This is a genomic window from Kineosphaera limosa NBRC 100340, from assembly GCF_000298215.1.
Lineage (GTDB): Bacteria > Actinomycetota > Actinomycetes > Actinomycetales > Dermatophilaceae > Kineosphaera > Kineosphaera limosa.
This window is the reverse complement of sequence record NZ_BAHD01000045.1, coordinates 1-26,706: the sequence shown is the minus strand read 5'-3', so window position 1 is coordinate 26,706 and position 26,706 is coordinate 1. Positions and strand designations below refer to the sequence as shown.

Below are 26,706 nucleotides of genomic sequence, written 5' to 3'. Positions count from 1 at the left end.
GCCGCCCCTGCTCCCCCGAGCGGATGACGCGGTCGCCCCATGGGTCAGCCGTATCAGCCGTATCAGCCGTATCAGCCGGCCACCGGGCAGTCGGGGACGGCGTGATCGACCTGGTGGATGCCGAAGTCGCGGTAGTCCATCGGGTAGGTGCGGGTGATCGTTCCGTCGGCCAGGCGCCAGGTGACGACCCCGGTATCGTCCATCCGCGCGGACCAGTGCCGGCGGCTCTTCGGTGGGTGGTGCCCGGTGCACAGGTCCTGCAGGTTGGTGCCCTTCGTCGGGCCACCATCGCGCCGTTCCCGCACATGATCCAACTGCGCATGCGCGGCCGGGCGAAGGCACCCTGGCGCCCGGCAATGACCGTCGCGGGCCCGCACTACCCGCGCCATTTCCGCGGTCGGCCGGTAGGAGTCGACCGCCGCGTCCATCGCGTACCCGGTGACGGGGTCGGCCACGATGCGCTGCCACACACTCCCGCGAGCGTGGGCCAGCTCCCGCACTGTCTGCGCGTCCACCCAGGCGCCTTCGACCAATCCCGGAACCTCGTTCGCGCCCAGTAGCGACGCCGCCGACACCACCACGTTGACGACCGCCGGCGGCCAGCCACCCTCACCGGGGTGATCGATACTTGTCGCGGCATCAGGGGCGGGCGCCCCGAAGATCAACAGGTCCAGCGCTGCATCCGCCCGCAGTTGCGCCAACGTCCGCGCATCCCCCGCCGCCTTCGCGCTGCGCGCCACCGCATCCAGGCGAGCCATCGCCGCCTCGACCCGAGGCTGCGCTCCCCGCACCTCGAGTCCGGCCTGCCCATCGTCCAACCCGAGCATCTTGACCCGCCGCCGCTCGTGCGCAGCCTTCTTCTGCTTGACCGGCCCTGCATGCTCCAACGCCGCCTTACGCACCCGAGAACGGAACAACGGCTGCGACACCGGCACCCCACGACGCTCTCGATGCCCGCGCGCATGCTCGACCACCGACTCGACCATCGCCGACTGCTGCTCCGCGGTGATGTCGAGCTCCTCGGACTCCTTGAGCAGCGTCGCCGCCTGGAACACGTTCAACGCGCCCCCGGCCACCGCGGGCTGCAGCGTCTTCGCCAACGACTCGGGCGCTGTCCCCAAACGAGCCCGGTCCAGCCACGCCCCCCGGAACCCGCCACACACCGCGGTCATCGTGTCCACCAACGAGGCTCGCGCTCCCGCCCGGAGCCCCGCCACCGCCGACGCACTCGGCTCGATCCGCGTGCCGTTCTCGACCTTCCACCGCTCCACATCGATCTGCGTCTGCAGCTCGACCATCCACCCCATCAGTCGCGCGCGCCGCACGTCGATCCGAGCGGCCAGCGACTCCCAGCCCCGCAACTCACCCGACGCGTCCGCCAGCGTGAAGTCATCAGCGACCTCGTCGGGTATCGCCGACTCCAACCCACGCAGCACCTCATCGAACTCATCCAAAGATGCGCCGTCATCGAGGACACGCGCGACATTCCACCAACCCGACATGACGACCCCCTCCCACAAGTCTCGGCTAGACAGAAGTACGAATCAAGTGCATATATACAGACTATAGTAGAAAGACTCTTGTGGGTACAGATGTACTGAACAATCTCATCCCTTGAACCGGACGCGGCTCTTGGAGCCGGCCTCGTAGCTGCGGTCGGTGAGGAGGCTGTGCAAGTAGTCGTCGGCCAGCAGCCGCGGGATCTGGTGCCGGTGCCGCGGAGCCGGATCGAAGCGCAGCACCTCGCGACCGTCGACCGTGGCGACGGGAATGTCGTACTGCGGGTGGGCCTGCACGAAGTCGACGAGCGCCTGGGTCGTGAGCTTCGCGGCGTACTCCGGATCGTCGCGCACCATGCGGGCGACGGAGGCCATCTTGGCGCGCAGGGTGGGGTCGTCGGCGACGGCCTGGGCGAGCAGCTCGTAGCCGTCGATGCGCACGTCGCGGGTCACTTCCCGCAGGGTCTGCCGGGCGAGCCGGCGGGCCTTGTCGTCGGCGGCAAGTTTGGTCTGGATGAGCGAGACGGTCGTGAAGTAGACGGACTCCCCGAGCGTGTACGCGTCGAAGCGGTCGTCGTAGAACAGCAGGTCGTCACGGACTCGCCGATACACCCCTGCCCTCGGTAGCAGCGCGATGCCGCGCTGCCGCACGGCGATCCCGGGCCCCTTGAAGCGATACGCGGCGAGCCGAGTTGCGCCGTCGCCGACGACGTGGACCATCGCCAGCACGGGATCGCTCTCGGGGCCATCGCCGACCGGATCGGGCGGCAGATCACCCCCGCGCAGGCGCGCATCGACCGCCGCCAGTTCGGGCACCCCCGCCAGCTCCTCGACGAGCACCTGCGAGGAGTTCGTCTGGTACGCCGGGTCGTACGGCAGCAACTGCTTGTCGGCCAGCGCGCCGGCGCCACCGCGCACGTCATCACCGACCTGCTGGGCGAGATCCTGCTCGAGGTCGATCCGCCAGGCCGTGGCGTCGGCGAGCGTCCGCCCGCGCAGCACAAAGTTCTCCAGCGAGGCACTCTGGGCCGCCGCGGCGGCCTCTAGGGCTTGCCGGGCCGGTTCCAGGGTCATGTCGCCTCCCCGTCGGTCGACTCGGCGGCCGGCGCGCGGCCGGACCGCCGACCATCGACGCGACCCTCGATCGCCACGTCGTCGCCGAGGTAGCGGCAGTGCAGGGTGGCGTCTTGGCGCAGATGCCGGCTCGTGGTGAGCAGCATCGTCACGGTGCCGTTGGTGGCGGTGACCTCATACAGCCGGTAGCCCAGGAGCGCGAGGGTCGGGTTGAGGTGGAACAGCCCGGCCCGCACGTAGATGAGGGCCATGAGGGCGACCAAGGCGACGGTGGCGACCACCTTGGCTGGTGTCTCGGGCCCGAAGGCGGCCACGACGAGCGGCAGCACATACGAGGAGGTGAACGCGACGACCCGCTCGTCGGCCCGGCGCACCTGCCTGGCGTGCAGCGGCCTGGCCTGGATGCCGCCCAGCGACCGCAGCACCGCCAGCAGCAACACGACCGACGCCAGGCACCCCGCCAGCAACGCCCACGCCCACCAACCCAGCGCCGGTAGCTGCAGCACGGCCAGCACCGCCACCAGCGGCGCGAACGCCGACGCCAGCAGTCCCACCGCCACAAGCGCCCGCATGACGCGCCTACTCCCCGGGCTGGATGAGGCGCGCTTCGTAGGCGAAGACGACGGCCTGGACTCGGTCGCGCAGGTGGAGTTTGCTGAGGCAGTTGGAGACGTGGGTCTTGATCGTCGCCTCGCCCAAGAAGAGCTCCTTGGCGATCTCGGCGTTCGAGCGGCCGCGGGCCAGCAGGGCGAGCACTTCGCGTTCGCGGTCGGTGAGGCGGGCCATGGCCTTCTCCGTCTCCGGGTCGCGCGCTTGGTCGGTGTGCCCCTCGTCGGCCGGAGGCGCACCTGTGTCGCCGGGCCCACCGGTGGCGCCGGCCGCCAGAACCGCCTCGGCGTCGGGCGTGCCGACCATCCGCTCGATGACCCGCTTGGTGACCTCCGGGGCGAGCAGGGAGTGACCGTGCCCGACGGCGCGGATCGCCTCGACGAGCTGATCGGGCTCGCAGTTCTTCAACAGAAACCCGCTGGCCCCGGCACGCAGACCCGCGAACACGTAGTCGTCGCGGTCGAAGGTCGTCAGGATGACGACCCGGGGAGCGCCCCCCTCGGAGGCACCCTCAATTCCGTCGCCCCGCGACCCGGCCAGAATCCGTTCGGTCGCCTCGATGCCGTCCATCCGCGGCATCTGCACGTCCATGAGCACGACATCCGGTCGCAGCGCCGCAACGCGCTCCACCGCCTCCAGCCCGTCGGAGGCCTCGCCGACGACCTCGATGTCGTCCTCCACCGAGAGCATCAGCTCGAACCCCGAGCGCACCAGCTTCTGGTCGTCGACGAGCAACACCCGCAGCGGGCCGGCTGCTCCACCGCCGCCCTCGCCCGAGCGCGAGTCATCGATCGCTCCTGACTGCGCCATCACAGCGCCTCCCTCCTGCGCGGCTCCCCAGCCGCCGTCATGACTCGTGCTCCGGCGTGATGGTCTTCGCTGCCGTCAGGGGAAAACGCACCCGCACCCGATAGCCACCCGACAGCCGCGGCCCGGCCTCGACGGCGCCGCCGTGGGAGGCGATCCGCTCCCGCATCCCCAGCAGCCCGAGGCCGGTGCCGGACGTCGCGCCCAACGGCCGGCCGTTGTCGACCACCTCGGCCTCGACGTACCCGGGGTCGGCCCCGGCACCGCGAACGCGGACGGCGACGGTCACCCGGTTGGCGCTGGAGTGCTTGCGCACGTTGGCCAGCGCCTCCTGCACGATGCGGTACACCGACAACGCCATGGGCCCGGGCACACTGGCCGCCGACCCGTCGGGCTCCTCAACCAGCATGTACTCGAGGTCGAACCCCGGTGAGCGGGACTGCCGCACCAGATCGGGGATACCCGCCAGCCCCGGCCCAGGCTCCCGCGAGGCCTCCGGCGTCGACGAGCCCGAACGCAACGTGCCCAACAGCCGGCGCATCTCGGCGACCGCCTGCCGCGACGACTCCTCGATGTGGCTCAGCGCCCCGACAGCAGCCTCCGGGCGTCGGTCCAGCACCCGCCGCGCCGCCGCGGCCTGCACGCCCATGACCGACACGTGGTGCGCGACGACATCGTGCAGCTCCCGCGCGATCCGCAGCCGCTCCTCCACCACAGCCTGGTCACGCAGCTCCTGCGCCTGCTCGGCGATCGTGTCGGCCTGCTCGGTGAGAATCGCCAACCGGCGCGCCGAGCGCCACGAGTTCTGGCCGAAGAGCAGCGCGCCGCCGTAGAACACGAAGTTCATGGCGATCGTGTACAGCACATACGCCACGGGGGCGCTCAGCAGCCCCGCCGCCTGCCGGCCGGCGGCATCTTCGGTGATCTGAGCGATCGAGTTGCCGAGGGCGAAGTCCCAGGCCAGCCACCCCGCCATCCACACCATGACCGCACCGAGCAACACGAGCAGCGCCCGCCGGTCTCGCGCCCAAGCGACCCCGCTGTACAGGCCGAAGAACGCCATGACCTGAAACACGAACTGGTAGGCCAGCAGCCCCATGGTCATGGCGACGACGAAGAAGTGCAACTGGGTGGCCGCCGCGACCGCCAACGGAAAGCGCCGTCGCACGAACAACGGCAGCACCCCGGCCACGAGGATCGCGTACTGCTGCCAGACCGGAAAATCGATCTGCTCGGTCAACCCCAGGCTGCGCATCACCTCCAGGCTGACGACGATGCCAACGATGAATCCGCAGGCCACGCGCGCGTCCTGCACCGCACGCCCCGGTCCGGGGTCGCGCTCCCAGGGCTCGTCGACACCGATCCACGCGGCGAACCGTTCGATGAGCGACACACGACTCACCCGCACGCCTCCTACCTGCCGCTGTCCTGCCCAGCCCCGAATCGGGCTGTCGTTGTCACCGTAGGTGGCAGCACCGACAAGAGTCCTCCCCCGAGCGACGGAAACGCCGGAAAAGGACTCTCATCAACGGGACTGAGCCGCAGGCAGGCCCTGTCAGCGACCGGTCGGCACCAGCCGATCCGCGCGCAGGTAGGGCCGCAGCGCCGCGGGCACGTTGACCGACCCGTCGGCCTGCTGGTGGTTCTCCAGAATGGCCACCAGCCAACGGGTGGTCGCCAGCGTGCCGTTGAGGGTCGCCACGGTGCGGGTGCCGCCCTCACCCCGCTCCCGGATGCCGAGGCGCCGGGCCTGATACGTCGTGCAGTTCGATGTGGACGTCAGCTCGCGGTATTTACCCTGGGTCGGCACCCAGCCCTCACAGTCGAATTTGCGCGCCGCGGGCCCACCGAGGTCGCCGGCCGCAACGTCGATCACCTGGTACGGAATCTCCATGAGGTCGAGCATCGCGCGCTCCTGGGCAAGCAGGTTTTCGTGCTCGGCCACCGCGTCCTCCGGGCGGCAGTACACGAACATCTCGACCTTCTGAAACTGGTGCACGCGGATGATGCCGCGGGTGTCCTTGCCGTAGCTGCCCGCCTCCCGGCGGTAGCACGTCGAGTTCGCCGTGTAGCGGCGCGGCCCGTCGGACAGGTCGAGGATCTCGTCGGTGTGGAAGCCGGCGAGCGCCACCTCCGACGTGCCGGTCAGGTACAACTCGTCGGTGCCCAACTTGTACACCTCGTCGGCGTGCGCGTCGAGGAAGCCGGCGCCCTCCATCGTCCGGTGGTTGACCAACGTCGGCACCCCGATCTGGGTGAAGCCGGCGTCGTAGGCGCGGTCGAGGGCGAGGTTGAGCATCGCCTGCTCGAGCCGGGCGCCGGCGCCGATGAGGTAGTAGAAGCGCGATTCGGCGATCCGCGCACCCCGCGCCAGGTCGAGGCCGCCCAAGCCTTCGAGCAGCTCGACGTGGTCGCGCGGCTCGAACCCCTCGGCCGCGAAGTCCCTTGGCGTGCCGTACGTGTCGAGCACGACGAAGTCGTCCTCGCCGCCCGAGGGCACCCCGTCGATGATGACGTTGCCGATGCGCCGAACCAGGGTGTTGAGTTCGGTCTCGGCCGCGACGCGGGCGGCGTCGAGCTCCTTGACCCGGGTCGACAGCGAGGCCCCCGCGGTCCGCGCCTCGTCGGCCTGCGCCTGTAGGGCGGCGGTGTCTTCGCCGGCTTGCTGCGCCTTCTTCAGGGCACCCATGAGCGGGCCGAGGGCCTTGCTGGCGCGATTCTGCTCCGCGCGGGTCGACTCGTACTCCGCCAGGGAGGAGCGGCGCCGCTCATCGGCCGCCAACACGGCGTCTACCAGCGACTCGTCCTCTCCGCGGGCGCGCTGCGATGCGCGCACGGCCTGCGGATCTTCCCGTAGCACCTTGATGTCGATCACTCTTGCCAGCCTAGTAGCGCGCGCCCGCACGGCCGAATCTGTTTCGCCCAGCGGGGGGTCGGGGCCTCGTCCCCCAGTTTGGACAGCGGTACAAGGCAGGCGTTTCGCCCGACTTGCCCCACATCACACAGCGTTCGTTGCGATGAGGGCGTACGGTCGACAGACCGAGCCGAAAGGGTGGTGGGATCATCAACGACGAGGATGCACCGCGACCGGAGACCCCGCAGGCCCGCGGCCGAGCCGCGATCGTGGTCAACCCGACGAAGTTCGAGGATGTCGCCGCCGAGCGCGCACGCATCACCCGCGTCTGCCATGAGCACGGCTGGTCCGACCCCTTGTGGCTGGAGACCACGGCCGATGACCCCGGCACCGGGCAGGCCCGGGAGGCCGTGGCAGCCGGGGTAGACCTTGTCTGTCCGCTCGGTGGCGACGGCACCGTGCGGGCGGTCGCGGCCGCACTCATCGACACCGATATCCCCCTCGGCCTGCTGCCCGGCGGCACCGGCAACCTGCTGGCGCGCAACCTCGAGCTGCCGGTCGACTCCATCGAGGACGCGTTGGCGCTGGCCCTCACGGGGCGCGACGACCTCATCGACGTCGGCCTCATCCACGTCGTCGCCCCCGGCGACACCCAGGATGTCGAGAAGGACTACTACTTTCTCGTCATGGCCGGCATGGGCTTCGACGCGACGGTCATGGCCGACGCCCCTGAGACGCTCAAGGCTCAATTCGGCTGGCCCGCATACGTCGTGGCGGGCATGAAGCATCTCGGCTCCGACCGCTTCAAGGTGCGGGTGAGCATCGACGACGAGCGCCCGCAGGAGCGTCGGGTGCGCACCGTCGTCGTCGGCAACGTCGGTCGCCTGCAGGGCGGGGTCGAGTTGCTGCCCGACGCCGAGGTCGACGACGGGCAACTCGATGTCGTGCTGCTCTCCCCCAAGGGCATCATCGGCTGGACCTCGGTCTTTGCGCACATCCTGACCCATCGCCGTCGCGGCAATCCGCGCATCGAGCATCACCGTGTCCGCCGCCTCTCGCTGCAGCTCTTCGAGCCGCAGGAGGTGCAGCTCGACGGTGATCCGATCGGCCCGGGCACGGCGTTGCGGTTCGCCGTGAAACCCGCGTGCCTGCGGGTGCGCATTGCCTGAGGCACGCGCGGCACTGCCCCGGATCGGTCGGGGGCTGCTCGCGGCGGTCGTCACGTGCGTGCCGGTCGCGGTCCTTGCCGGGCTGGTCCAGGCCGGATTCAGCCCGCTGCACCGCCTCGACGAGGCGGCCATCGTCGCAGCCACCGACCACACCCGCTCCGCTCCGGCGTTGCGCGCAGCGCTCCTGGCGTGGCAGGAGGTCTTTCTGCCCTGGCACGTCTACCTGGCCGCCGCACCGGTCGCGGTCTGGACGTGGCGGCGCGGGCTGCGGGCGCGCACCCTGTGGGGCGTCGCCACCGCTCTCGTCGGCTGGAACATGGGGCTCAACGTCAAGCTGCTGGTGCAGCGCGCCCGCCCCGTTGTCGAGGACGCGATCGAGCACGCACCCGGATACAGCTTTCCCTCCGGCCACGTGTTCAACGTGACGATGGCGTCGGCCACGGTCATCGTCATGGCCTGGCCGTTGCTGCGCCGGCATCGGGCCGTGGCCCGCACGGTCGTTGCCACGGCAGCGGTCGTCACCGTCGTCACGATGCTCGATCGGGTCTTCCTCGGCGTGCACTACCCGTCCGACACCGTGGTCGGCGTGCTGCTCGGGCTGGCCCTCACCTACTCGTCGTGGACCGGCTTCAGCCACGGCCGCCCGCCCCGCGACCTCGACCTGCCCGAGCGCCCCGCGCGGGCTGCCCAACACTCGGCCCCGGCGACAAGCCCAGGCCGCGCCGCAGGAGGGTCCGCATGAGTGCACGCGCATCCGACCCCGCCCACCGCGCCGACGCGACCGGGCTGATCCGCCGCTGGCCGAAGCCCACCGTCTCGCCCACGCCGGGCCACGTGGCTCGGCAGCTGCTGCGCTACGCCGTGCTGCCCGGACTCCTGGTGTGGGCCGCGATCGTCGCGCTCGGGCTTCTCATCATGGGGCCGCTGGGCGAACTGCAGCCCGAGGAGGTGTGGAGCCAGCGGATCGCCGCCTGGCGCTCGCCGCTGTGGGACACCCTGACCGACACGTGGTCGACGAGCACCGACACGTGGTTCACGATCGGCTCCGCCGTCGTGCTCTCGCTCGTGCTGCTGTGGCTGACCCGACGCTGGTGGGTGGGCATGGTTCCGCTGCTGGCGATCACGGTGGAGTCCACGATCTTCGTCACCGCCACGCATGTCGTCGGCCGACCCCGCCCCGAGGTCACTCGGCCCGACCCGGCACCGCCGACCTCCAGTTTTCCCAGTGGGCATGCGGCGGCGGCAATGGCCTTGTGGCTGTCGATCGCGTTGCTCTCGCTCCGCATCGAGCGGGCGTGGATCCGCGTGCCGATCGTGGCGTTCGCAGTGGCCCTGCCGCTGCTCGTCGCGTTTGCGCGCTACTACCGCGGCGCCCACCACATCAGCGACATCGTGGTCGGCATGCTGTTGGGCGTCTTTTGCGCCGTGACGGCCGTGCGGGCCGTCCGCGAGACCCGGCAGGCTCCGCATGAGGAGCCTTTCGGCTGACCGGGCCGCCCCGGCGGATCGTGGTCGGCCAATTACAGTGTTCGCTTTTGCCCGGTCAGGCCTGCAAAAGGGAACACTATCTTCGGCCCCGCCGGGTAGCCGGACCGCTCAGTTGCCGTCGGTGGGGGTGCCCGTCGGGTCGGGACTGGACGGGGCGCTCGTCTGACCGCCGCCCGAGGACGTGGGCGGACTCGCGGGAGTCGAGCTGCTGGAGCTCGGGCTGCTGGGCGGGGCGATCGGGCTGGACGACGTGGCTCGACCGGTCGGAGTCGAGGCGGGCGAGCTGGGCGCGCTGCTCGGCCCCGGGTCACTGGGTTCGGGGTTGCTCGGTCGCGTCCGCGACGGGCGGGGCGAGCTGGGCGAGCTCGACGAGGAACTCGAGGAGCTCGGCGGCGGGCTGGGAGGCGCCGGAGACGGGGCACTGGAGGACGAGCTGGGCGGCGAGCTCGGCGTGGTCGGCGTGGTCGCGGGCTGGGTCGGCGTGGTCGCCGGCTGGGTCGGGGTCGTGGCCGGCACAGTCGGCGTCACGGTCGGCGTCTGCGTGGGCGTGCGGGTGGGCGTGGGCGCGGTGGTGGGCGTCGGCACGCGCGTGGGGGTGGCGGTCGGGACGGCCGGCCGCGGGGTGACCGGGGCGGCGGTCGGCGCGGGTGCCGTGGCCGAGCCGGTCGCGGCGCGGGAGGCCTGCGACGTGGGGCTGTTGGTCTCGGTGATCGGCGGGGTGCCGGTGGTACGGCTGCGCACCTCCGGGGCGGTCGTCGGCGAGGGCACCGGCGCGACGGCCGGCGGGGTGGTGCCGCCGCGGTAGTACGAAGCCCACGAGAGAACGTTGGCGGCGTAGTCGGCGCGGTCGTTGGTGTAGAGCACGCCCGTGGCCAGCCCCTTGGCGGAGGACAGGTCCTGCCCGGAGGAGCAGAGGAAGGTGGCGGCGGTCAGCGCGGCGTCGTCGATGTTGTCGGGGTCGGCGATGCCGTCGCCGTTGCCGTCGCGGGCCATCAACTCCCAGGTGCCGGGCAGCAGTTGCAGCGGCCCCATGGGTCGGTCGTAGAGCGCGTCGCCGTCGAGCCGACCGCCGTCGGTGTCGAGCACCTGCTTCGTGCCGGGCGCCTGACCGTCCAGGCGGGCCCCACGCAGGGCGGGCACCACGTTGCCGTTCTTGTCCGCCTGGCCGTTGGCGTGGTTGGACTCGACCTTGCCGACGGCCGCGACGAGCCACCACGGCACGCGGCACGAGGACTGGTCCTGGGCCATCGTCGCCTCGGCGCGCCGGTAGGCCTGCGCGGCGCGCTCGGGCACGACGTCGGGTGCGGCGGCGGTGATGCCGTCGGGCAACGGCAAGGAGCCGGTCAGGGCGGCGGTCGCGAACGGCTCGACCTGGGAGACGAGGTGCGCAGAGGCCTGAGTCGGCAGCCCGTCGACGGACAGCGCAACCCGCTGGGTGACACGCTCGGAGGTGTCGTCACCACGGGAGGCCAGCGTGTAGACGCCGCCGATGAGCACCGCGGCCGCGGCCACTCCGGCTCCGCCCACGACGAACCAACGCCGCCGCTGCGGCTGCTCGTCCTCTTCGTCGCGGTCGACGACCGTGATCCGGTCCGGATCCTCGAACGGGTCGTAGCCCCCGTCATGACGCGTCATGTCCTGCTCCCCCTGACGCGCCATGGCGCGCCGGACTCGAAGTGCCCCCAACCAACTGCGGTGCCGTCGTCGTTACCACCCTCGACGCTCCGGCGACGCTACGAACTCCCCCGTAGCGGACGGCCGTTCAGGTCGGCCGGCCCAAATCTAGCGGTTTTTCCCCCCTTAGCACAGCGAACCTGGTCAGCGGGTTCTCAGCTACGGGGAATCGCCGGGAGAACGGCGCAATACGCCTGTGCGCCAGCCGCACTGGAGTTGTCGAAAACGCGGCGGAAGACCTCCTTCCACCAAGCAGGGCCGGGCCGGCGAGGTGCCGGCCCGGCCCTGAGCCGAGCGTGATCGATCCCGCTCAGACGTGCCGTCGGCTCGTGACGACGCGGAAGCGGTTGGCGACGAACGCGGCGTCGGTGTAGGCAGAGTTCGCCGCCGGGTTGGCGCCCGTGCCGTGGTAGTCGCTGAACGCGGCGGTCTGGTTGACGAAGACCGGCCCGGTGAGGTTCTCCGAGAGCGCGACCCCCGCCTCCGCGCAGGCGTCCCGCGCTGCGTCCAGCACCTCCTCGTCGCAGGAGTAGACCGCGGCGGTCATCGCGCCGTGCTGGCGGATCGTCTCGGTGAGCCGCTGCAACGACTGCTGCGTGGAGTCGGTCGCGATGAGGAACGCGACCGGCCCGAAGCACTCCTGGGTGTACGCGGACTCGTCGGCGACGTCAAGGCCGATGAGCGCCGGGGTGCGGGCCACGGCATCCGGGAAGGTCGGGTGGGCGACCGCACGGGAGTCGAGCAGGACCGTGCCGCCGAGACGCTCCGCCAGGCCGGGGATGTCGGTGGCCCGACCGCGGACGTCGTCGTTGACGGTCGCCCCGAGAATCTCGACGGCCTTGGCGTCGTCGCCGGTGAACTTCGAGATGGCCATCCCGATGGCGTCGGCCACGTCCTCGAACGAGGCCTGCTGGTCGCCGACGCGGATGCCACTCCGGGGGATGTAGACGTTCTGCGGCGCGGTGCACATCTGCCCCGAGTACAGCGAGAAGCTGAAGGCGAGGTTGCCGGTCAGGCCGCGCAGTCCGGGCGGGTCGGCGATGGAGTCGATGACGATCGAGTTGACCCCGGCCTTCTCGGTGTAGACGAGTTTGCCCGCCCCGCCCGCCTCCTTCTCCAACCAGGCGCCGAAGGTCGGTCCGCCGGTGTAGTCGATGATCTTGACGGCCGGGTTGAGCGCGAGGGTCTTGGCCAGCCCCTCGCCCCCGGCCTCGGCGGCCAACTGCACGAGCGCGGGATCGAAGCCGGCCTCGGCGAGCACCTCGCGGCAGATCGCCACGGTGATGGCCAGGGGCAGCACGGCCCGCGGGTGCGGCTTGACCAGCACCGGGTTGCCGGTGGCCAGGGAGGCGAAGAGGCCCGGGTAGGCGTTCCAGGTCGGAAAGGTGTTGCAGCCGATCACCAGAGCGATCCCGCGCGGCACGATGCGGAAGTCCTTGACCATGCGGATCGGGTCACCCTTGGCGGGCTTCTCCCAGGTCGCGGTGGTCGGCACGCGCTCCTGCTCGACGAGGGCGGCAACGATCGCCTCCAGGGCGCGGTCCTGGGCGTGCGGCCCGCCCGCCTGGAACGCCATGACGAACGGTTGGCCGCTCGTGTGCATGACGGCCTGGGCGACCTCGAAGCTGCGCGCGTTGATGCGGCTGACGATCTCGACGCACACCGCCGCGCGGACCCGGGGGCCTGCGTCGCGCCAGGCGGGCATCGCGCCGAGCGCTGCCGTGATCGCCGCGTCCACATCGAGGTGCGGGTAGCTGACGTCGAGCCGCGGACCGAACGGCGAAACCTCCTCGGCGTCGACGTCGCCGTCGGCGGGCTGGTCGCCGAGCGCGACGAACTTGTCGCCGAGGTAGGACTCGTAGGTGGCCAGCCCGTCGGCGGCGGCGGTCTCGCCGTACACGCGCGGGGAGGGCGACTCCGGGTAGCGGGAGTAGAAGGTGCGGGCGGCCAGCGCGGCGGCGGCCTCCTCGAGCGTCGCTTCGTGGGCGCGCACGAATCCGGCGGCAGCGTCGGTTGGTGTGGGAGCAGCAGTGGTCGTCACCCTCGTCAGGCTAGCCGGGACCGCCGATTCGTTACACCCCAACGCCGCTTCGGCCCCAACGCGACACATTGCCCAGGTGGGATCGGAGCAACCTGCATAGCAAAGCGTGAACCGTCGCCCTTGTGACGGTTCGGCGCAAGATCTGCGACAGTGTGCGACATGAGCGACGTTGCTTCCGCCCAGCCAGGCCGCAACTCCGGATCCGGAGAGCGCCCGCCGGAGGACTCGAGCGAGTCCGCCGCAGCCGGGGTCGACGCAGGCGAGGTCGTGGCGGTCGTGGGCGCCGGGGCGATGGGCTCGGGTATCGCGCAGGTGGCGGCTCTGGCCGGCCACGAGACGTATCTCGTCGACATGGTCGCCGGCGCCGCGGACGCCGCGGTCGAGCGACTGGTGGCGACGCTGAACCGGTTGGCCGAGAAGGGCCACCTCAGCCCAGAGGCGGCCGGCAACGCCGCGGCCCGGCTGCACACGGAGCAGGATGTCGAGGCGCTGCCGCCGTGCGGTGTGGTCATCGAGGCGATCGCCGAGAACCTGGGCGCCAAGCGCGCCCTGTTCGAGCAACTCGCCGCCACCCAAAGCCCGGAGACGGTGTTGGCGAGCAACACCTCCAGTCTCGACATCGACGCGATCGCGGGCGACGTACCCCACCCCGGCCGGGTCATCGGCCTGCACTTCTTCAACCCCGCCGCGCGGATGCGGCTCGTCGAAGTGATCAGCGGCGCGCGCAGCGACGAGGCCGCGTTACGCCGCGGCGAGGAGTACGTGCGCGCCTGGGGCAAGACGACCGTGCGGTGCACGTCGACCCCGGGGTTCATCGTCAACCGGGTGGCGCGGCCGTTCTACGGGGAGGCGCAGCGGATGGTCGCCGAGGGCATCGCCGACGCAGCGACGATCGACCTGGCGTTGCGGGGCGCCGGGTTCGCGATGGGCCCCCTGGAGCTGACCGACCTCATCGGCCAGGACGTCAACCTCGCCGTCGGCACGTCGGTGTGGGAGCAGACCGACCGCGACCCCCGCTACGAACCGACCCAGGCCCAGCGCGACCTCGTCGCGGCCGGGCAGCTGGGCCGCAAGACCGGGCGGGGCGTCTTCACGTACGTCGATGGCAAGGCCACCGATGCCGTGCCCGACGAGCGCCGCGCCCGCGAGCTGGTCGGCGGCCCGGTGCGCACAGATCCGGTGGCCCGCACTGTCGCGATGCTCGTCAACGAGGCGGTCGACCTCGTGGCCCGGGGTGAGGCGAGCGCGGCGGACGTCGACGTCGCGATGCAGCTGGGCACCAACTACCCGCGCGGGCCGATCGAGTGGGGCCGCGAGATCGGATTGGCAACGGTGGCAGCACAACTCGCCGAGCTCGACGCCGCCTATCCGGGCGGCCGCTACCGACCCAGCCCCGCCCTGACCTCTCCCCCCAACCCGACCGACTCGACCGACCCAATCGACGCCCCCGAGGGGGCCTGACCGGATGCCCCAGACACCGCCTCCCCCGACCTCCGCGCCGGACGCCGCCTGGCCACCCGACACCGGCCCGGAGCTGGCGTTCGTCGCCCGCATGTGGGCCGACGACGGGTGCTCGCGCGGGCTGGGGATGCGGGTCGTCGAGGTGAGCCTGCACCCTGGCGCCAACGGCTCGCGCCCGCTGGGGAGCGCGACGCTGACGATGACCGTCACGGAGTCGATGGTCAACGGCCACGACATCGCGCACGGCGGCTTCATCTTCACGCTGTGCGACAGCGCGTTCGCGGTCGCCTGCAACGCCCACGGCCACCTGACGGTGGCTGCGAGCTGCGACATCGACTTCGTCGCCCCGGCCCGCCTCGGCGACGAACTCGTGGCGCGCGCCGCCGAGAGTGCCGGCTACGGGCGTAACGGCATCACCGAAGTCACGGTCCACCGGGCCACCGACGAGGCCCTCATCGCGGTGTTCCGCGGCCGTTCACGCACCCTCACCAGGCCCAATCCGGGCAGCTGAACGCCCCGTCGGAAGGAGACGATCGTGAGCCTGCCAACCATCCCGCCGCGCGCGGACCTGTACGACGAGGCCGAGCGCTGGTCGCTGGAGGAGCTGCGCGAGCACCAGCTGCGCCGCCTGCAGCAGACGGTCCAACGCACCTACGAGCACGTGCCGCACTACCGGGCCCAGTTCGAGGCGACCGGAGTGCACCCCGACGACATCAAGAGCCTGGCCGACGTCCGCCTCCTGCCGTTCACGACGAAGGCGGACCTGCGGGCGAACTACCCCTTCGGGATGTTCGCGGTACCGCGCCAGGAGGTCGTGCGGGTGCACGCGAGCAGCGGCACGACGGGCAAACCGACGGTCGTGGGGTACACGCGTGACGACATCGCGACGTGGGCTCAGGTCGTGGCCCGCTCGACGCGCGCCGCCGGCGGTCGACCCGGCGATATCGCGCATGTCGCCTACGGATACGGCCTGTTCACCGGAGGATTGGGGGCGCACTACGGCGCGGAGGCGCTCGGCTGCACGGTGGTGCCGATGTCGGGCGGCAACACCGAGAAGCAGGTGCAGCTCATCACCGACTTCGGTCCGCGGATCATCTTCGTCACGCCCAGCTACTTTCTGTCGCTGCTCGATGCGATGGAGGCCGCCGGGATCGATCCGGCAGAGTCCTCGCTGGAGGTCGGCATCTTCGGCGCCGAGCCGTGGACGCAGGCGATGCGCTCGGAGATCGAGGCGCGGGCGGGCATGCACGCCACCGACATCTATGGCCTGTCGGAGATCATCGGCCCTGGCGTTGCACAGGAATGTGTGGAAACGAAGGACGGTCTGCACATCTGGGAGGACCACTTCTACCCCGAGGTCGTCAACCCGCTGACGGACGAACCGGTGGCACCGGGCCAGACCGGCGAACTCGTCCTCACGTCGCTCACCAAGCAGGCAATGCCGGTGCTGCGCTATCGCACCCGCGACCTGACCCGCCTGCTCCCCGGCACGGCCCGGCCGGCGTTTCGGCGTATCGAGAAGATCACCGGGCGCAGCGACGACCTCATGATCGTCCGCGGCGTCAACGTGTTTCCCACCCAGATCGAGGAACTCGTGCTGGCGATCCCCGAACTGTCGCCGTACTTCCAGTGTGTGCTGACCCGACCCGAACGACTCGACGAGCTGACGGTGCGCGTCGAGGCGAACCCGGGCACCCCGCAGCAGCAGTGGCCCGGGCTGGCCGCGCAGTTGTCCGAGCAGATCAAGGCGCAGGTCGGCACGAGTGCGAGGGTCGAGGTGCTCCCCGAAGGTGGGGTCGAACGTTCGGTCGGCAAGGCCCGCCGCATTGTCGATCAGCGTCCGCGGTGAGTCGGCTCCCAGTGAGCCGACTCGCCTAACACGCGAACGGGCCCGGGCGATATCGCATCACCCGGGCCCGACCCGACTCAGCTCACCGGTTGCCCGGCGAGCAGCAGCACTACTTCTTCTTGGCGCCGCCCTTGGGAGCAGCGGCCCCGCCGAGCGGGGTGTTCAGCAGGTCGCGGGCCGCGTCGGTGTAGGCCTTCGACACGTCCTGGACGTACTTCGCGTGGGCCTGCGCCAGGGCGTTGACCCAGTCGAGCTGGCTCGCGCCAGCGGTCTGCTCCTGCAGCTGAACGAGGTTCTCCAGCGCCTTCTCGTAGGCGTCGAGTGAGGCAATGCCGGCGTTGCGGCTGCCCTCGATGATCCGCTCGTTCATGTCGCGGATGCGGGAGACGGTCTCCTCCGCGGCGGCGGTGGCCTGGTTGGTGGCATCTTCGGCGGCCTGGAAGGCCTTGTCGGTCTGACTCATGAGTCCTCCTTGGTTCGATGCTGGCGGGACGGGCTGTGCTGACGGACGGAACAGGTGAGCGCAGGGCTCACATGTGCTGGCCGCCGTTGATGCCCCACGTCTGGCCGGTGATGAACGACGAGCCGTCCTGCGCGAGGAAGGACGCGACGCGGGCGACCTCCTCGGGGCGGGCCAGACGACGCACGGGGATGACGCTCTTGAGCTTGTCGAGCACCTTGTCGGGCATGGCGGCGACCATCTCGGTCAGCACGTAGCCGGGGGTGATGCAGTTGACGGTGACGCCGATGGAGTCTTCCGTCAGCTTCTCGGCGCGGGCCATCGAGAAGGCGGCCTCGAGGGCGAGCGTGCGGGTCAGGCCGATCATGCCGGCCTTGGAGGCGGAGTAGTTGGCCTGGCCGATGTTGCCGATCTCGCCGTTGAGCGAGCTGATCATGATGATGCGGCCGGTGCCGTGCTCGACCATGCGCGGGAGGGCTGCCTGGGACATGTAGAAGGCGCCACCGAGGTTGGTGTCGATCACGGCCTGCCAGTCGGCGGCGTCCAGCTTGGCCGCGAGCTTGTCGCGGGTGATGCCGGCGTTGTTGACGAGGATGTCGAGCTTGCCGTGCTCGGCGTAGACCTCTTCGACGAGCGCCTTGCAGGCCTCGGGGTCTTCGACCTTGGCCTGGCGGACCTGCACCGAGCCCTCGCCGTACTTGCCGTTGATCTCTTCGGCGAACTCGTTGGCGCGCTCGACGTTGCCCGCGAACGAGGCGATGACGTGCGCGCCCTCGCCGACGAGCTTGTCGCTGATCGCGGCGCCGATGCCGCGCGTACCACCGGTAACGATGGCGATTTTGCCCTTGAGGGGGGTTGGGTCAGACATGGGACTCCTCACGTCGATGTGATGGGGACGGTAGGGGGTGGGTGGCGATCAACAGGTGATCTTGACTCGCGAACTTACCGCAGCCGGGCAGCCGATGCGCTCGGGTGCGAGCATCGGATACGCCCGGGGCGCGACCGATCCGCGGATCACGGCTCGTAGGGGTCGGTCCCCGACCGCGGCTCGAGCCAGGCGGAAATCTCCGGCCAGACCTCACGCTTGGCCTTGGACCCTGCCATGAGCCCGATATGCCCGCCCGGGCGGGCCATGTGCTCGACGTCGTCGCTGCCGACGAGGTCGAGGAACGGGGTGGTTGTGTGCCGGGGCGCGATGTGGTCGGAGCCGGCGGTGACGACCAGGCAGCTCGCGGCGATATTGCGCAGATCCACGCGCCGACCGCGCAGTTCGATGCGCCCGCGCACGAGCCGGTTCTCCTTATACATCCAGGTGATCCACTCGCGGAAGGCCTGCGCGGGGAAAGGCGGGTTGTCACCCACCCACTTGGACATCGACTGGTAGGCGGGCCGGTTGACGCTGCCGGCCTGCACCTGCTCGAAGAGGCTGCGGCGCGTGGTGACGAAGTTGGTCACCGGCTTGAGCAGCTTGTTGGCGGTGTCGATGATGCGCCCGGGGATGTTGCCCATGTCGTCGACGAGCTGGTCGACGTCGAAGCTGTCGCGGCCGACCCAGGTCGTGTAGAGCGAGTCGCTGGGGTCGATGGGCATCGTCAGCAGCACGAGGTTGCGGGCCGGACCATCGGGATACAGCGAGCCGTACATCGCGCTCAGCGCGGCGCCGATGCACCAGCCGATGATGGAGATGTCCGGCGAGCCGGAGGCGCGGCACGTTTCGCGGACGGCCCAGTTCAACTCGTCGCAGACGTAGTTGGCCAGCCCCATGTCGGTGTCTTCGTCGTCCGGGGCGCCCCAGTCGAGCAGGAAGACGTCGTAGCCCTCCTCCAGCAGAAACTCCACGAAGGAGTTGCCGGGCCGCAGGTCGTAGATCATCGGGCGGTTGATGAGGGCGAAGACGAGCAGCACCGGAACGGGGTGGCGCCGCTGACTGCTGCGATAGCGGTACAGGGTCGTCTTGCGGTGGGTCCACACGACATCCTTGGGCGTCGCCCCGATGACCGCATCCTCGGTGGTGAGCAGGATGTTGCTGGTCTCGAGCAAGGCCTTGGGGATGCTCGTCAGCTGGGTGAACAGGCTCATGCCGAGCCCTCCCCTCCCGGCTGCTTGCCCTCCGCCTTCTCCTCGACCTGCCCGACGGTGGCCGTCCGGGCGCTGCGAGCCTTGCCGCGCCCGTTGGCGCGGGCCGCCCCGCGGGTGCCGGCGCGACCCGCGGCGCGACCGCGGGCGCTGCTCTCGACCGCGGCGCCGCCGTCTTCGAGCGCCTCCCGGGCGGCGTCGCGCTCGGCCTTGGTGACGGCCAACTCGGACTCGAGCTGCTCTACCACCTGCAGCACGTGTTCGAGCTTGTCTTCGGTGCGGGCCAGTTGGCGGCCGATGCGGGCGATGTCGCTGCGTCCGGCGAGGCGGCTCATGCGCACGAGCTGGTCCAGGCCGATCGTGCCCATGCGACTCAAGGCGGCGATATTGCTCGTGATCATCGCGAGGCTCTCGGCGAAGCCCTGGCTGGCGACGAGCTCCTCCAGAGTCTTCGATGCCTGCTTCTCCCCCTGCTCGTAGGCCGCTCGGGCCTGCGCAAGCGGATCCTGGGATCGCGGCTGTTGGGTCATGAAGTTCCCCTCGTCGACGTCTTCGGGAGTGGCGCTGCGTCGAACTCTATGCACGAATCGAGCGGCATGGCAGGGGTATCCCACTTCGCGATCCTTGGGCTACCTCAGCAGCCCCCTTGCCCGGCCGGGCGCTTAACCCCACAGAAACGTATGGTGAACTTCCCTGGTCACGGGCATGCGAGCATGATGGTGAACTGCACACCTTCCCACCCATAGCTTCGTATCCTTGATCGCAAGCGTTCACCGGCGAGCACCGACGAAAGGAGAGGGCGCCATGGCGGAGCAGCCGAAGCGGCCCCGACGACGCGCAGCGCCCAAGAAGTCAGCTGAGTCGGTGGACCCCACGCCCGAAACGGGACCGGCGAAGAACGGGCACGTCCCCGACCCGGGGGCGAGCGCGCACGCGGCCGCACACGCGGATCGGCACAGCGTGCTGGGCGCCTACATCCGGGCGCAGCGGCAGCTCGCCGACCTGTCGTTGCGGCAGCTGGCGACCCTGAGCAACGTCTCCAACGCCTACCTGAGCCAGGTGGAGCGGGGGCTGCACCAGCCGTCGCTGAAGGTGCTGCGCTCGATCGGTGACGCGCTGAACATCTCGACCGAACACATGCTGGCCCAGGCGGGCGTCGTCACGAATCAGGCCCGCACGTCGACGAATTCGGAGAGCTCAGGCACCTCGGGACCGACCCGCGGCACGGTCGAGGCCATCCTGGCGGACGAGGCGCTGGGCGAGGATGAGAAGCAGGCGATGCTCGCCCTCTACAAGGCCTTTTTCAACCGCCGCTGACCGCACGCCCTCGCTGACGGACCCCCAACCCGTCCACTCGTGCAGTCTCGCGAGCCCCGTTGTCGGACAAGCTAATTGCTGACACTAGCGCTTGCTGTCTCGAATAGTGAGACGTTATCTGCGGGCGCCTGAACCGTGTCAGCCTGCAGGTTCATGCGGCAGTCGACGCATCGTCACCCCAGGTCAGCTCAGCGATTACCGACCGCTCGCGGGCACCGAGCAGCATGCCTAGGGTGCAAAATATGCCCACACACAGTTGTTTGCAATGCCTCGTGAGTGCGGTGTGTTTGACATCCCAATTCGGCCGCGTAGTATTTCAAGCAAGGCGCCGGGGGCTCGGCCTCACGGATGAGCCGGCGTCGACCAGACCACCAGAACGGAAAAGGAGATCAGAATGTCGATCACCACCCAGTACATCGATGCCACCCGCAAGGTGCAGGACAACTTCTTCCAGGCCTACGACGCGATGACCTCGCAGTACATGCGTCAGCTCGAGCGTCCGGTCGCCGGCACCCTCCCGGGTGTCGACGTCACCGCCGCCGTTGACGAGGTCTTCGACTTCGCCAACAAGGCGCTCGCCGTGCAGCGTGAGGCCGCTCACCGCGTCCTCGCCGCCAACGCCGAGTTCGCCGAGCAGCTGCGTGCGCAGTCCGAGCAGTTCCAGGGCGTGTGGCGCGAGCAGGCCAAGGCCGTCACCGAGGCGACCCGCGACCAGATGGAGCAGCTGAGCAACTCCGCTCGCGAGCAGGCGCAGACCTTCGGCGAGACCGTTGAGCAGCAGGTCGAGCAGGTCCGCGTTGCCGCCGAGCACCAGGTCGAGCAGGTCAAGGCCGTTGCCGAGAAGCAGGCCGAGACGGTTGTCGAGACCGCCAAGCGCAACTACAACCTCATGAACTCCGCGCAGCTGAAGGCCGAGCTTGCCGCTCGCGACCTGCCGGTCAGCGGCACCCTCGAGGAGATGCGCAACCGCCTCAAGGACGCCGACAAGGCCTGAGCGCTAACGCACTCACGTCACGCGGCCCGCACGGGCACACCGACGTAACGCAAAGCCCCGCAGCGAATCTCGCTGCGAGGCTTTCGCGTTTCCCGGGGGTTCGGCGGGGCTGGATCGACAGGGACCGCAGCCGCCGGAGGGCCCGCGCCTATGCTTGCGTTGGATCTCGATCGAAAAGGAGTTCAATCGTGAACGCGCCCATCGTCAATGTGGACCTGAGCGGTCGCAAGGCCCTCGTCACGGGCGGCGTCAGCGGCATCGGCCTGGCGTGCGCCCGCAAGCTCGCGGGGGCGGGCGCGGCCGTGACGATCGTCGACCTCTCCGAAGAGGCCGCGCAGCAGACCGCCGACGCGTTGCCCGGATCGGGGGACGTCGGTATCGGCGTCGACCTGTCGACTCCCGAGGGCCTGGACAGCCTCGACGACGACCGCTTCCGCACCGACATCCTGGTCAACAACGCCGGCTTCCAGGTGGTCGCCCCGGTACACGAGTACCCGACCGAGGTGTTCACGGCCATCCACAACGTGCTGCTGCACGCGCCCTTCCGGCTCATCCGCGCGTCATTGCCGGGCATGTACGAGCGCGGCTGGGGCCGCATCGTCAACATCTCGTCGGCGCACGGGCTCATCGCCTCGCCGTACAAGTCGGGCTACATCTCGGCCAAGCACGGGCTGGAGGGCCTGAGCAAGACCGTGGCCATGGAGGCCGGTGGCCAGGGCGTCACGAGCAACTGCATCAATCCCGGCTACGTGCGAACCCCGCTGGTGGCGAAGCAGATCGCCGACCAGGCCAAGACCCACGGCATCGGCGAGGACGAGGTCGTGGAGAAGATCATGCTGACCCGCCCCTCCGTCAAGCGCCTCGTCGAGGCCGACGAGGTCGCCGACCTGGCGATGTTCCTGTGCTCCGATGCCGCCCAGAGCATCACCGGCTCGTCCTACCGCATCGACGGCGGCTGGCTCTCCAACTAACCCCGCCCCACCCCCTCCCCGCCGAAAAGTCGTACCTTCGGGTGACCTGCAGAGTTCTCCCTCTGCACGTCGCCGCGAACTGTGCATGTCGACGGCTCGGCTCTGCCGTCTCGGCGAGGTCGTCATACGGTGGAGGCCATGAGAGCCGTCGAACTTGCCACGACCGCCACATTGACCGCGTTGGCGTTTGTCACGCCGCACCACCTGTCACGAGGGCAGCTGGCCGCCTATTCAGCGGCCAAGTGCGCTCTCGCGGGGGTGATCGTCGCCGACGCCGTGCACCAGGACCTCATTGAGGAGCCGACCGAAGAGGGCTTGGTCGAGGTGCTGCCGGCGTCGGTGGTGCAGGCGGTGCGAGAACGCCCCGCCGCCACGTTGCTGGCGTTCGCCGGTGCGGGCGCGGCCCTGCAGGCTGTGTCGATGCCGCTGGAGTTGAAGGTCGACCGGGTGGCCCACGAGTGGCTTCAGCGGCAGGGGGTCGGCCAACCTCGGGCCTTGTTCGCTGCGGTGACTGCGGCGACCAGCGTTCTGGCGTTCTTCGCCCCGCGCAGCGCCTGACCGGCCGCCTTCGCCTACGAATTCCACCCATTCCCGCCGGCGCAGCTCCCGCCGCGGCGTTTTCGTCGTGGGCGCGGTGGGGTGTCGCCGGACGTAGCGGATTCTTGACGTACTCGCGCGGGCACCCTCGCGCACGAGACTTCCCTGACCTGCGCATTCACGAATCCGGGCTCGGCCGCGGGCGTCGCCAGTACGTCAAGAATCCGCTACGTCCGGCCAGACCGCCCCGCGGAACGGCCCGATCAGTCCGGCTGGTGGCAACATCCGGACCGTCCGGTCAGAACATGAGGCCGCCGAGGGGCGCGGAGCCTGCGGCGAAGGCCGCGGTGAGCGCGTTGAGGGTGCCGGGGGTCAGTTCTTCGACGTCGCCGCTGGCGGCGAGCGCGCCCCAGCCGCGCAAGCCGAGGTAGGTGGCGCCGAGGGCCTGCACGGCGACTCTTGCGTCGGGGCTGGCGTCGGCTGCGCGTTCACAATGGCCGTGACCGTCGGCGCCGACGCGCAGGCGCCACGTGCCGGTGTTCCACGGGCAGGTGTCGTCGGCGACGTCGAGCACGAGGTCGCAGGGGGCGGAGTACCCGCGGGAGCCCAACGCTGGGCCGATGTCGACGGGCCGCAGCCACAACCCGTCGAGCACGCGCGCCTGCACGGCGCGGGGCCCGCCGGCCCACCACAGCAGCGGGTCGTCGAGACCGCGCTCGCCGATGTCGACGGTGCGCATGAGGTCTTCGGCGAGCAGGCGGCGGGCCAGGGCGAGCAGCGCGCCGGGGTCGGCGGCGACCAGGCAGACGCTGAGCTCGCCGTCGGGCTGCTCGTTCGCCCAGGTCAGAGCGCGGGTGTAGCGGGCGAAGCCGACGCCGACGCCGTCGCGCGTGGCGATGAGCGCACGGAGGGGCTCCTTCCCGCGCCGGCCCTCGGGACTGTCGCGCAGCACGCTGCGCTCTTTGGCCTCGGGCCAGGTGATGGTGCCGAGGACCGCGTCGGCGCAGCCTCGCGAGACCGACCGCAGGCGGGCGGCGACGTCATCGCGGTCGAGGTCGTAGAGGGTGCAGACCTCGACATCCTCGGCGAGCGCCTGAACGGCCGGCGGCGCGGCGAGGGTGATGCCGGTGGGGATGCGGTAGCGCACGTCGAGGGCGGCGACGGCGTAGCCGAACCGCCCGTAGATGCCGGTTTCGCTGGCGTGCAATCCGCTCCAGGCGACACCGCGCTCCCGGGCCTGCTCGAGGTGATGACGCATCATCGCGCCCAGCACACCTTGACGTCGGTGGTCCGGACTGACGACGACCCAGCTGACGCCGTCGAGGTGGTGGCTGCGAACGGTCCCCAGCGGCCCGGGCACCGCAAGCTGCAGGTCGAGCAGCAAGAAGCAGCCGGCGCGCTGACCGTCCCGCGTCGCCCCGAACGCCCGCCGCCAGTCCACCTGCTCCAACAGATGCGCCCGCGCCGGCCGCGTCGGGTCCGCCACGAACGCGTAGTCCAACGTGTCGGCCAGCCAGGGCCCGTCGTCCGGCGTCAGAGTCTCGATCTCGATGCTCACGCCTCAGCCTCTGTCACGTCGGTGGCAGGTGGCAAACTCATTGTCGGGTGATCACTACAGAGTCTTCGTGACGATGGCCGGTCGAGAGCTATTTCAAGGGCCGCCTGGAGGACTAGGACACGACCCGCAGCGGGGCTCATCCCCGCGAGCGCGGGGAGCACGCCTGCCACGGCAGCCCATAGTCCCGTCCAGCCGGCTCATCCCCGCGAGCGCGGGGAGCACTCGCTGACGCCGAGCATGTCGGCGAGGAAGACGGGCTCATCCCCGCGAGCGCGGGGAGCACGCGGTCTGCGTGCCCGCCAGCACGGGTGGGAGGGGCTCATCCCCGCGAGCGCGGGGAGCACGGGGAGACGTTGTGCAGCTGGGGCTTCTGCCCCGGCTCATCCCCGCGAGCGCGGGGAGCACGGCATCCAGATGCCGTTCCGGTCATTGTCGGCGGGCTCATCCCCGCGAGCGCGGGGAGCACTCGTTGAAAGTAGCTGTTGGCTACGTGGTGAAGGGCTCATCCCCGCGAGCGCGGGGAGCACAGGCCGGTCTGCCGGGCCACGATCCCGGACTGGGGCTCATCCCCGCGAGCGCGGGGAGCACCGGAGCAGCGCGGCGAGAACTTCCGCGTCGAAGGGCTCATCCCCGCGAGCGCGGGGAGCACGCGGCGCGCTTGTCGGTGGCCGAGAGTTTCCCGGGCTCATCCCCGCGAGCGCGGGGAGCACTCCGGGAACGCTACTGGGACATCGTCCGGGCGGGGCTCATCCCCGCGAGCGCGGGGAGCACAACTCCGACACCCACCACAAGACCCCGGCGTCGGGCTCATCCCCGCGAGCGCGGGGAGCACTCACTGAACTCTGACGAGTGAAACCAGTACCGCGGCTCATCCCCGCGAGCGCGGGGAGCACGGCCGGTCGCTCCGTCGCCGGTACCGCCGCCTGGGCTCATCCCCGCGAGCGCGGGGAGCACCAATCAGGCGGCCATTTTCTCAGTCGATGGCGGGGCTCATCCCCGCGAGCGCGGGGAGCACGCGTCATGTCTTGAGCTCGACCACGGCACCGAGGGCTCATCCCCGCGAGCGCGGGGAGCACCGCGGGATACGTGTAAATCTCCTCCGGCACCCAGGCTCATCCCCGCGAGCGCGGGGAGCACCGACCCAATCGCGCCTTGGACGGTCTGTCGATGGGCTCATCCCCGCGAGCGCGGGGAGCACTGGGCCGATATCGTCGGCGACGAAAGCGGGTACGGCTCATCCCCGCGAGCGCGGGGAGCACCGCCGGTGGCGCTGGCGTACGTGTACGTCGTCGGGCTCATCCCCGCGAGCGCGGGGAGCACATCCCATTGACCACGCGGCAGCGTGCCGCTGAAGGCTCATCCCCGCGAGCGCGGGGAGCACTAGCTCCGCAGCAGGTCGTCGTCGACGCACACGGGCTCATCCCCGCGAGCGCGGGGAGCACCGTCTTGCCCGGTGGGTTGATCGTGAAGGACGGGGCTCATCCCCGCGAGCGCGGGGAGCACGAGGGACGCGACGGGATCGGCTGGGTGCCGGACGGCTCATCCCCGCGAGCGCGGGGAGCACTGGTAGTCCTCGTCGGCCCACTGGACCTCCTGGGGCTCATCCCCGCGAGCGCGGGGAGCACATCGGCCAGGTGATCGCCGCAGCGCTCCCCGAGGGCTCATCCCCGCGAGCGCGGGGAGCACGCGAGCTCAAGGCCTCGTACTGGCGCACGGCCGGGCTCATCCCCGCGAGCGCGGGGAGCACTCCTCGGCGGCCTGCGAGCCGGCACCGGCGAGGGGCTCATCCCCGCGAGCGCGGGGAGCACGAGTTCTGGCTCCTCGGCGGCGACATGAGTGCGGGCTCATCCCCGCGAGCGCGGGGAGCACTGGGCCGATATCGTCGGCGACGAAAGCGGGTACGGCTCATCCCCGCGAGCGCGGGGAGCACCTCACGGGTGTGGTGCACACGACGCGGGTGGCGGGCTCATCCCCGCGAGCGCGGGGAGCACTCGCTCGCGTCGATGTCGCCAGTCGCGCCCCATGGCTCATCCCCGCGAGCGCGGGGAGCACTGAAAGTCAATTCACGATCGGCGTCGACGGCGGGGCTCATCCCCGCGAGCGCGGGGAGCACGCATCCCTGGCAGGGCGGGTCGTCAGTCAGCAGGGCTCATCCCCGCGAGCGCGGGGAGCACCTTTGCGCTTACCCGGAATCGCCATAGCGCGGGGGCTCATCCCCGCGAGCGCGGGGAGCACCTGGGGCAATTCTCAGAGCGGGTAGACGTGACC

General features: G+C 70.4%; 23 protein-coding genes and 1 CRISPR repeat array. Of the genes, 10 read left to right on the top strand and 13 right to left on the bottom strand.

Annotation, left to right across the window (positions count from 1 at the left end; genetic code table 11):
• Positions 1–71: 71 nt before the first annotated feature.
• The 6 genes from KILIM_RS22470 to serS form a co-directional block, all read right to left on the bottom strand.
• Positions 72–1,454 (bottom strand): HNH endonuclease signature motif containing protein, encoded by a 1,383-nt coding sequence (locus KILIM_RS22470; protein ID WP_255247653.1) that lies wholly within the window; start codon positions 1,452–1,454, stop codon positions 72–74.
• A 153-nt stretch (positions 1,455–1,607) separates the two neighbouring features.
• The gene (locus KILIM_RS13290; protein WP_006593223.1) at positions 1,608–2,573 is read right to left on the bottom strand and encodes a Kiwa anti-phage protein KwaB-like domain-containing protein; all 966 of its coding nucleotides are present in this window, start codon (positions 2,571–2,573) and stop codon (positions 1,608–1,610) included.
• Positions 2,570–3,145 carry a KwaA family protein gene (locus KILIM_RS13285; RefSeq protein ID WP_006593222.1) on the bottom strand — a complete coding sequence of 192 codons (576 nt, stop codon included), beginning with the start codon at positions 3,143–3,145 and terminating at the stop codon, positions 2,570–2,572. The genes KILIM_RS13290 and KILIM_RS13285 overlap by 4 nt, the downstream gene beginning before the upstream one ends.
• 7 nt (positions 3,146–3,152) lie before the next feature.
• Positions 3,153–3,992: a response regulator gene (locus KILIM_RS13280; RefSeq protein WP_051988788.1), complete on the bottom strand. Its 840-nt coding sequence runs from the start codon at positions 3,990–3,992 to the stop codon at positions 3,153–3,155.
• Positions 3,993–4,029: 37 nt separating this feature from the next.
• The gene (locus KILIM_RS13275; RefSeq protein WP_255247652.1) at positions 4,030–5,391 is read right to left on the bottom strand and encodes a sensor histidine kinase; all 1,362 of its coding nucleotides are present in this window, start codon (positions 5,389–5,391) and stop codon (positions 4,030–4,032) included.
• A 153-nt stretch (positions 5,392–5,544) separates the two neighbouring features.
• Positions 5,545–6,864: a serine--tRNA ligase gene (serS, locus tag KILIM_RS13270; RefSeq protein WP_006593219.1), complete on the bottom strand. Its 1,320-nt coding sequence runs from the start codon at positions 6,862–6,864 to the stop codon at positions 5,545–5,547.
• A gap of 248 nt (positions 6,865–7,112) precedes the next feature.
• Between serS and KILIM_RS13265 the strand changes: the two genes are divergently transcribed.
• Genes KILIM_RS13265 through KILIM_RS13255 form a run of 3 tightly spaced genes read left to right on the top strand, consistent with a single transcriptional unit; the run spans position 7,113 to position 9,500 of the window.
• Entirely contained in the window at positions 7,113–8,012 is a 900-nt protein-coding gene (locus tag KILIM_RS13265; protein WP_006593218.1) for a diacylglycerol/lipid kinase family protein, read from the top strand.
• Entirely contained in the window at positions 8,005–8,754 is a 750-nt protein-coding gene (locus tag KILIM_RS13260) for a phosphatase PAP2 family protein (protein WP_006593217.1), read from the top strand. Before KILIM_RS13265 ends, KILIM_RS13260 begins: the two co-directional genes overlap by 8 nt.
• Complete coding sequence (locus KILIM_RS13255; RefSeq protein WP_006593216.1) at positions 8,751–9,500, top strand: phosphatase PAP2 family protein; 750 nt, start codon at positions 8,751–8,753, stop codon at positions 9,498–9,500. The genes KILIM_RS13260 and KILIM_RS13255 overlap by 4 nt, the downstream gene beginning before the upstream one ends.
• A gap of 108 nt (positions 9,501–9,608) precedes the next feature.
• On the opposite strand, the gene KILIM_RS22465 is transcribed toward KILIM_RS13255, so the two are convergent.
• Together KILIM_RS22465 and paaN are read right to left on the bottom strand one after the other, a co-directional pair.
• On the bottom strand, positions 9,609–11,135 hold the full coding sequence (locus tag KILIM_RS22465; protein WP_157551703.1) for a lysozyme family protein: 1,527 nt from the start codon (positions 11,133–11,135) through the stop codon (positions 9,609–9,611).
• A 349-nt stretch (positions 11,136–11,484) separates the two neighbouring features.
• On the bottom strand, positions 11,485–13,215 hold the full coding sequence (gene paaN, locus KILIM_RS13245; protein ID WP_255247651.1) for a phenylacetic acid degradation protein PaaN: 1,731 nt from the start codon (positions 13,213–13,215) through the stop codon (positions 11,485–11,487).
• A 159-nt stretch (positions 13,216–13,374) separates the two neighbouring features.
• Between paaN and KILIM_RS13235 the strand changes: the two genes are divergently transcribed.
• From KILIM_RS13235 to paaK, 3 genes are read left to right on the top strand one after another with little or no spacing between them, the layout of a single operon-like run.
• The gene (locus KILIM_RS13235; RefSeq protein WP_157551702.1) at positions 13,375–14,676 is read left to right on the top strand and encodes a 3-hydroxyacyl-CoA dehydrogenase NAD-binding domain-containing protein; all 1,302 of its coding nucleotides are present in this window, start codon (positions 13,375–13,377) and stop codon (positions 14,674–14,676) included.
• Between the two features lie 4 nt (positions 14,677–14,680).
• Positions 14,681–15,187, top strand: coding sequence for a hydroxyphenylacetyl-CoA thioesterase PaaI (gene paaI / locus KILIM_RS13230; RefSeq protein WP_006593212.1), 507 nt, complete (start codon positions 14,681–14,683; stop codon positions 15,185–15,187).
• A gap of 21 nt (positions 15,188–15,208) precedes the next feature.
• Positions 15,209–16,525, top strand: coding sequence for a phenylacetate--CoA ligase PaaK (gene paaK / locus KILIM_RS13225; RefSeq protein WP_157551707.1), 1,317 nt, complete (start codon positions 15,209–15,211; stop codon positions 16,523–16,525).
• A 109-nt stretch (positions 16,526–16,634) separates the two neighbouring features.
• On the opposite strand, the gene KILIM_RS13220 is transcribed toward paaK, so the two are convergent.
• From KILIM_RS13220 to KILIM_RS13205, 4 genes are all read right to left on the bottom strand, one after another.
• Complete coding sequence (locus KILIM_RS13220) at positions 16,635–16,988, bottom strand: hypothetical protein (protein WP_006593210.1); 354 nt, start codon at positions 16,986–16,988, stop codon at positions 16,635–16,637.
• Positions 16,989–17,055: 67 nt separating this feature from the next.
• Entirely contained in the window at positions 17,056–17,853 is a 798-nt protein-coding gene (locus KILIM_RS13215) for a 3-oxoacyl-ACP reductase (RefSeq protein WP_006593209.1), read from the bottom strand.
• A 146-nt stretch (positions 17,854–17,999) separates the two neighbouring features.
• The gene (locus KILIM_RS13210) at positions 18,000–19,064 is read right to left on the bottom strand and encodes an alpha/beta fold hydrolase (RefSeq protein WP_006593208.1); all 1,065 of its coding nucleotides are present in this window, start codon (positions 19,062–19,064) and stop codon (positions 18,000–18,002) included.
• Positions 19,061–19,591: a hypothetical protein gene (locus KILIM_RS13205; RefSeq protein ID WP_040563327.1), complete on the bottom strand. Its 531-nt coding sequence runs from the start codon at positions 19,589–19,591 to the stop codon at positions 19,061–19,063. Before KILIM_RS13205 ends, KILIM_RS13210 begins: the two co-directional genes overlap by 4 nt.
• A 274-nt stretch (positions 19,592–19,865) precedes the next feature.
• On the opposite strand from KILIM_RS13205, the gene KILIM_RS13200 reads away from it, so the two are divergent.
• From KILIM_RS13200 to KILIM_RS13185, 4 genes are all read left to right on the top strand, one after another.
• Positions 19,866–20,378, top strand: a complete 513-nt coding sequence (locus KILIM_RS13200; RefSeq protein WP_006593206.1) for a helix-turn-helix domain-containing protein — start codon at positions 19,866–19,868, stop codon at positions 20,376–20,378.
• A gap of 394 nt (positions 20,379–20,772) precedes the next feature.
• A complete protein-coding gene (locus KILIM_RS13195) occupies positions 20,773–21,372 on the top strand; it encodes an SAP domain-containing protein (RefSeq protein ID WP_006593205.1) in 600 nt (199 codons plus the stop codon).
• Positions 21,373–21,560: 188 nt separating this feature from the next.
• Positions 21,561–22,343, top strand: a complete 783-nt coding sequence (locus KILIM_RS13190) for a 3-hydroxybutyrate dehydrogenase (protein WP_006593204.1) — start codon at positions 21,561–21,563, stop codon at positions 22,341–22,343.
• A 138-nt stretch (positions 22,344–22,481) separates the two neighbouring features.
• A complete protein-coding gene (locus KILIM_RS13185) occupies positions 22,482–22,901 on the top strand; it encodes a hypothetical protein (protein ID WP_006593203.1) in 420 nt (139 codons plus the stop codon).
• A gap of 277 nt (positions 22,902–23,178) precedes the next feature.
• Here KILIM_RS13185 and KILIM_RS13180 read toward each other — a convergent pair whose 3' ends face one another.
• On the bottom strand, positions 23,179–24,438 hold the full coding sequence (locus tag KILIM_RS13180) for a GNAT family N-acetyltransferase (protein WP_006593202.1): 1,260 nt from the start codon (positions 24,436–24,438) through the stop codon (positions 23,179–23,181).
• Between the two features lie 133 nt (positions 24,439–24,571).
• Positions 24,572–26,673: a CRISPR direct-repeat array (repeat unit 28 nt; unit sequence GGCTCATCCCCGCGAGCGCGGGGAGCAC).
• Positions 26,674–26,706 lie beyond the last annotated feature (33 nt).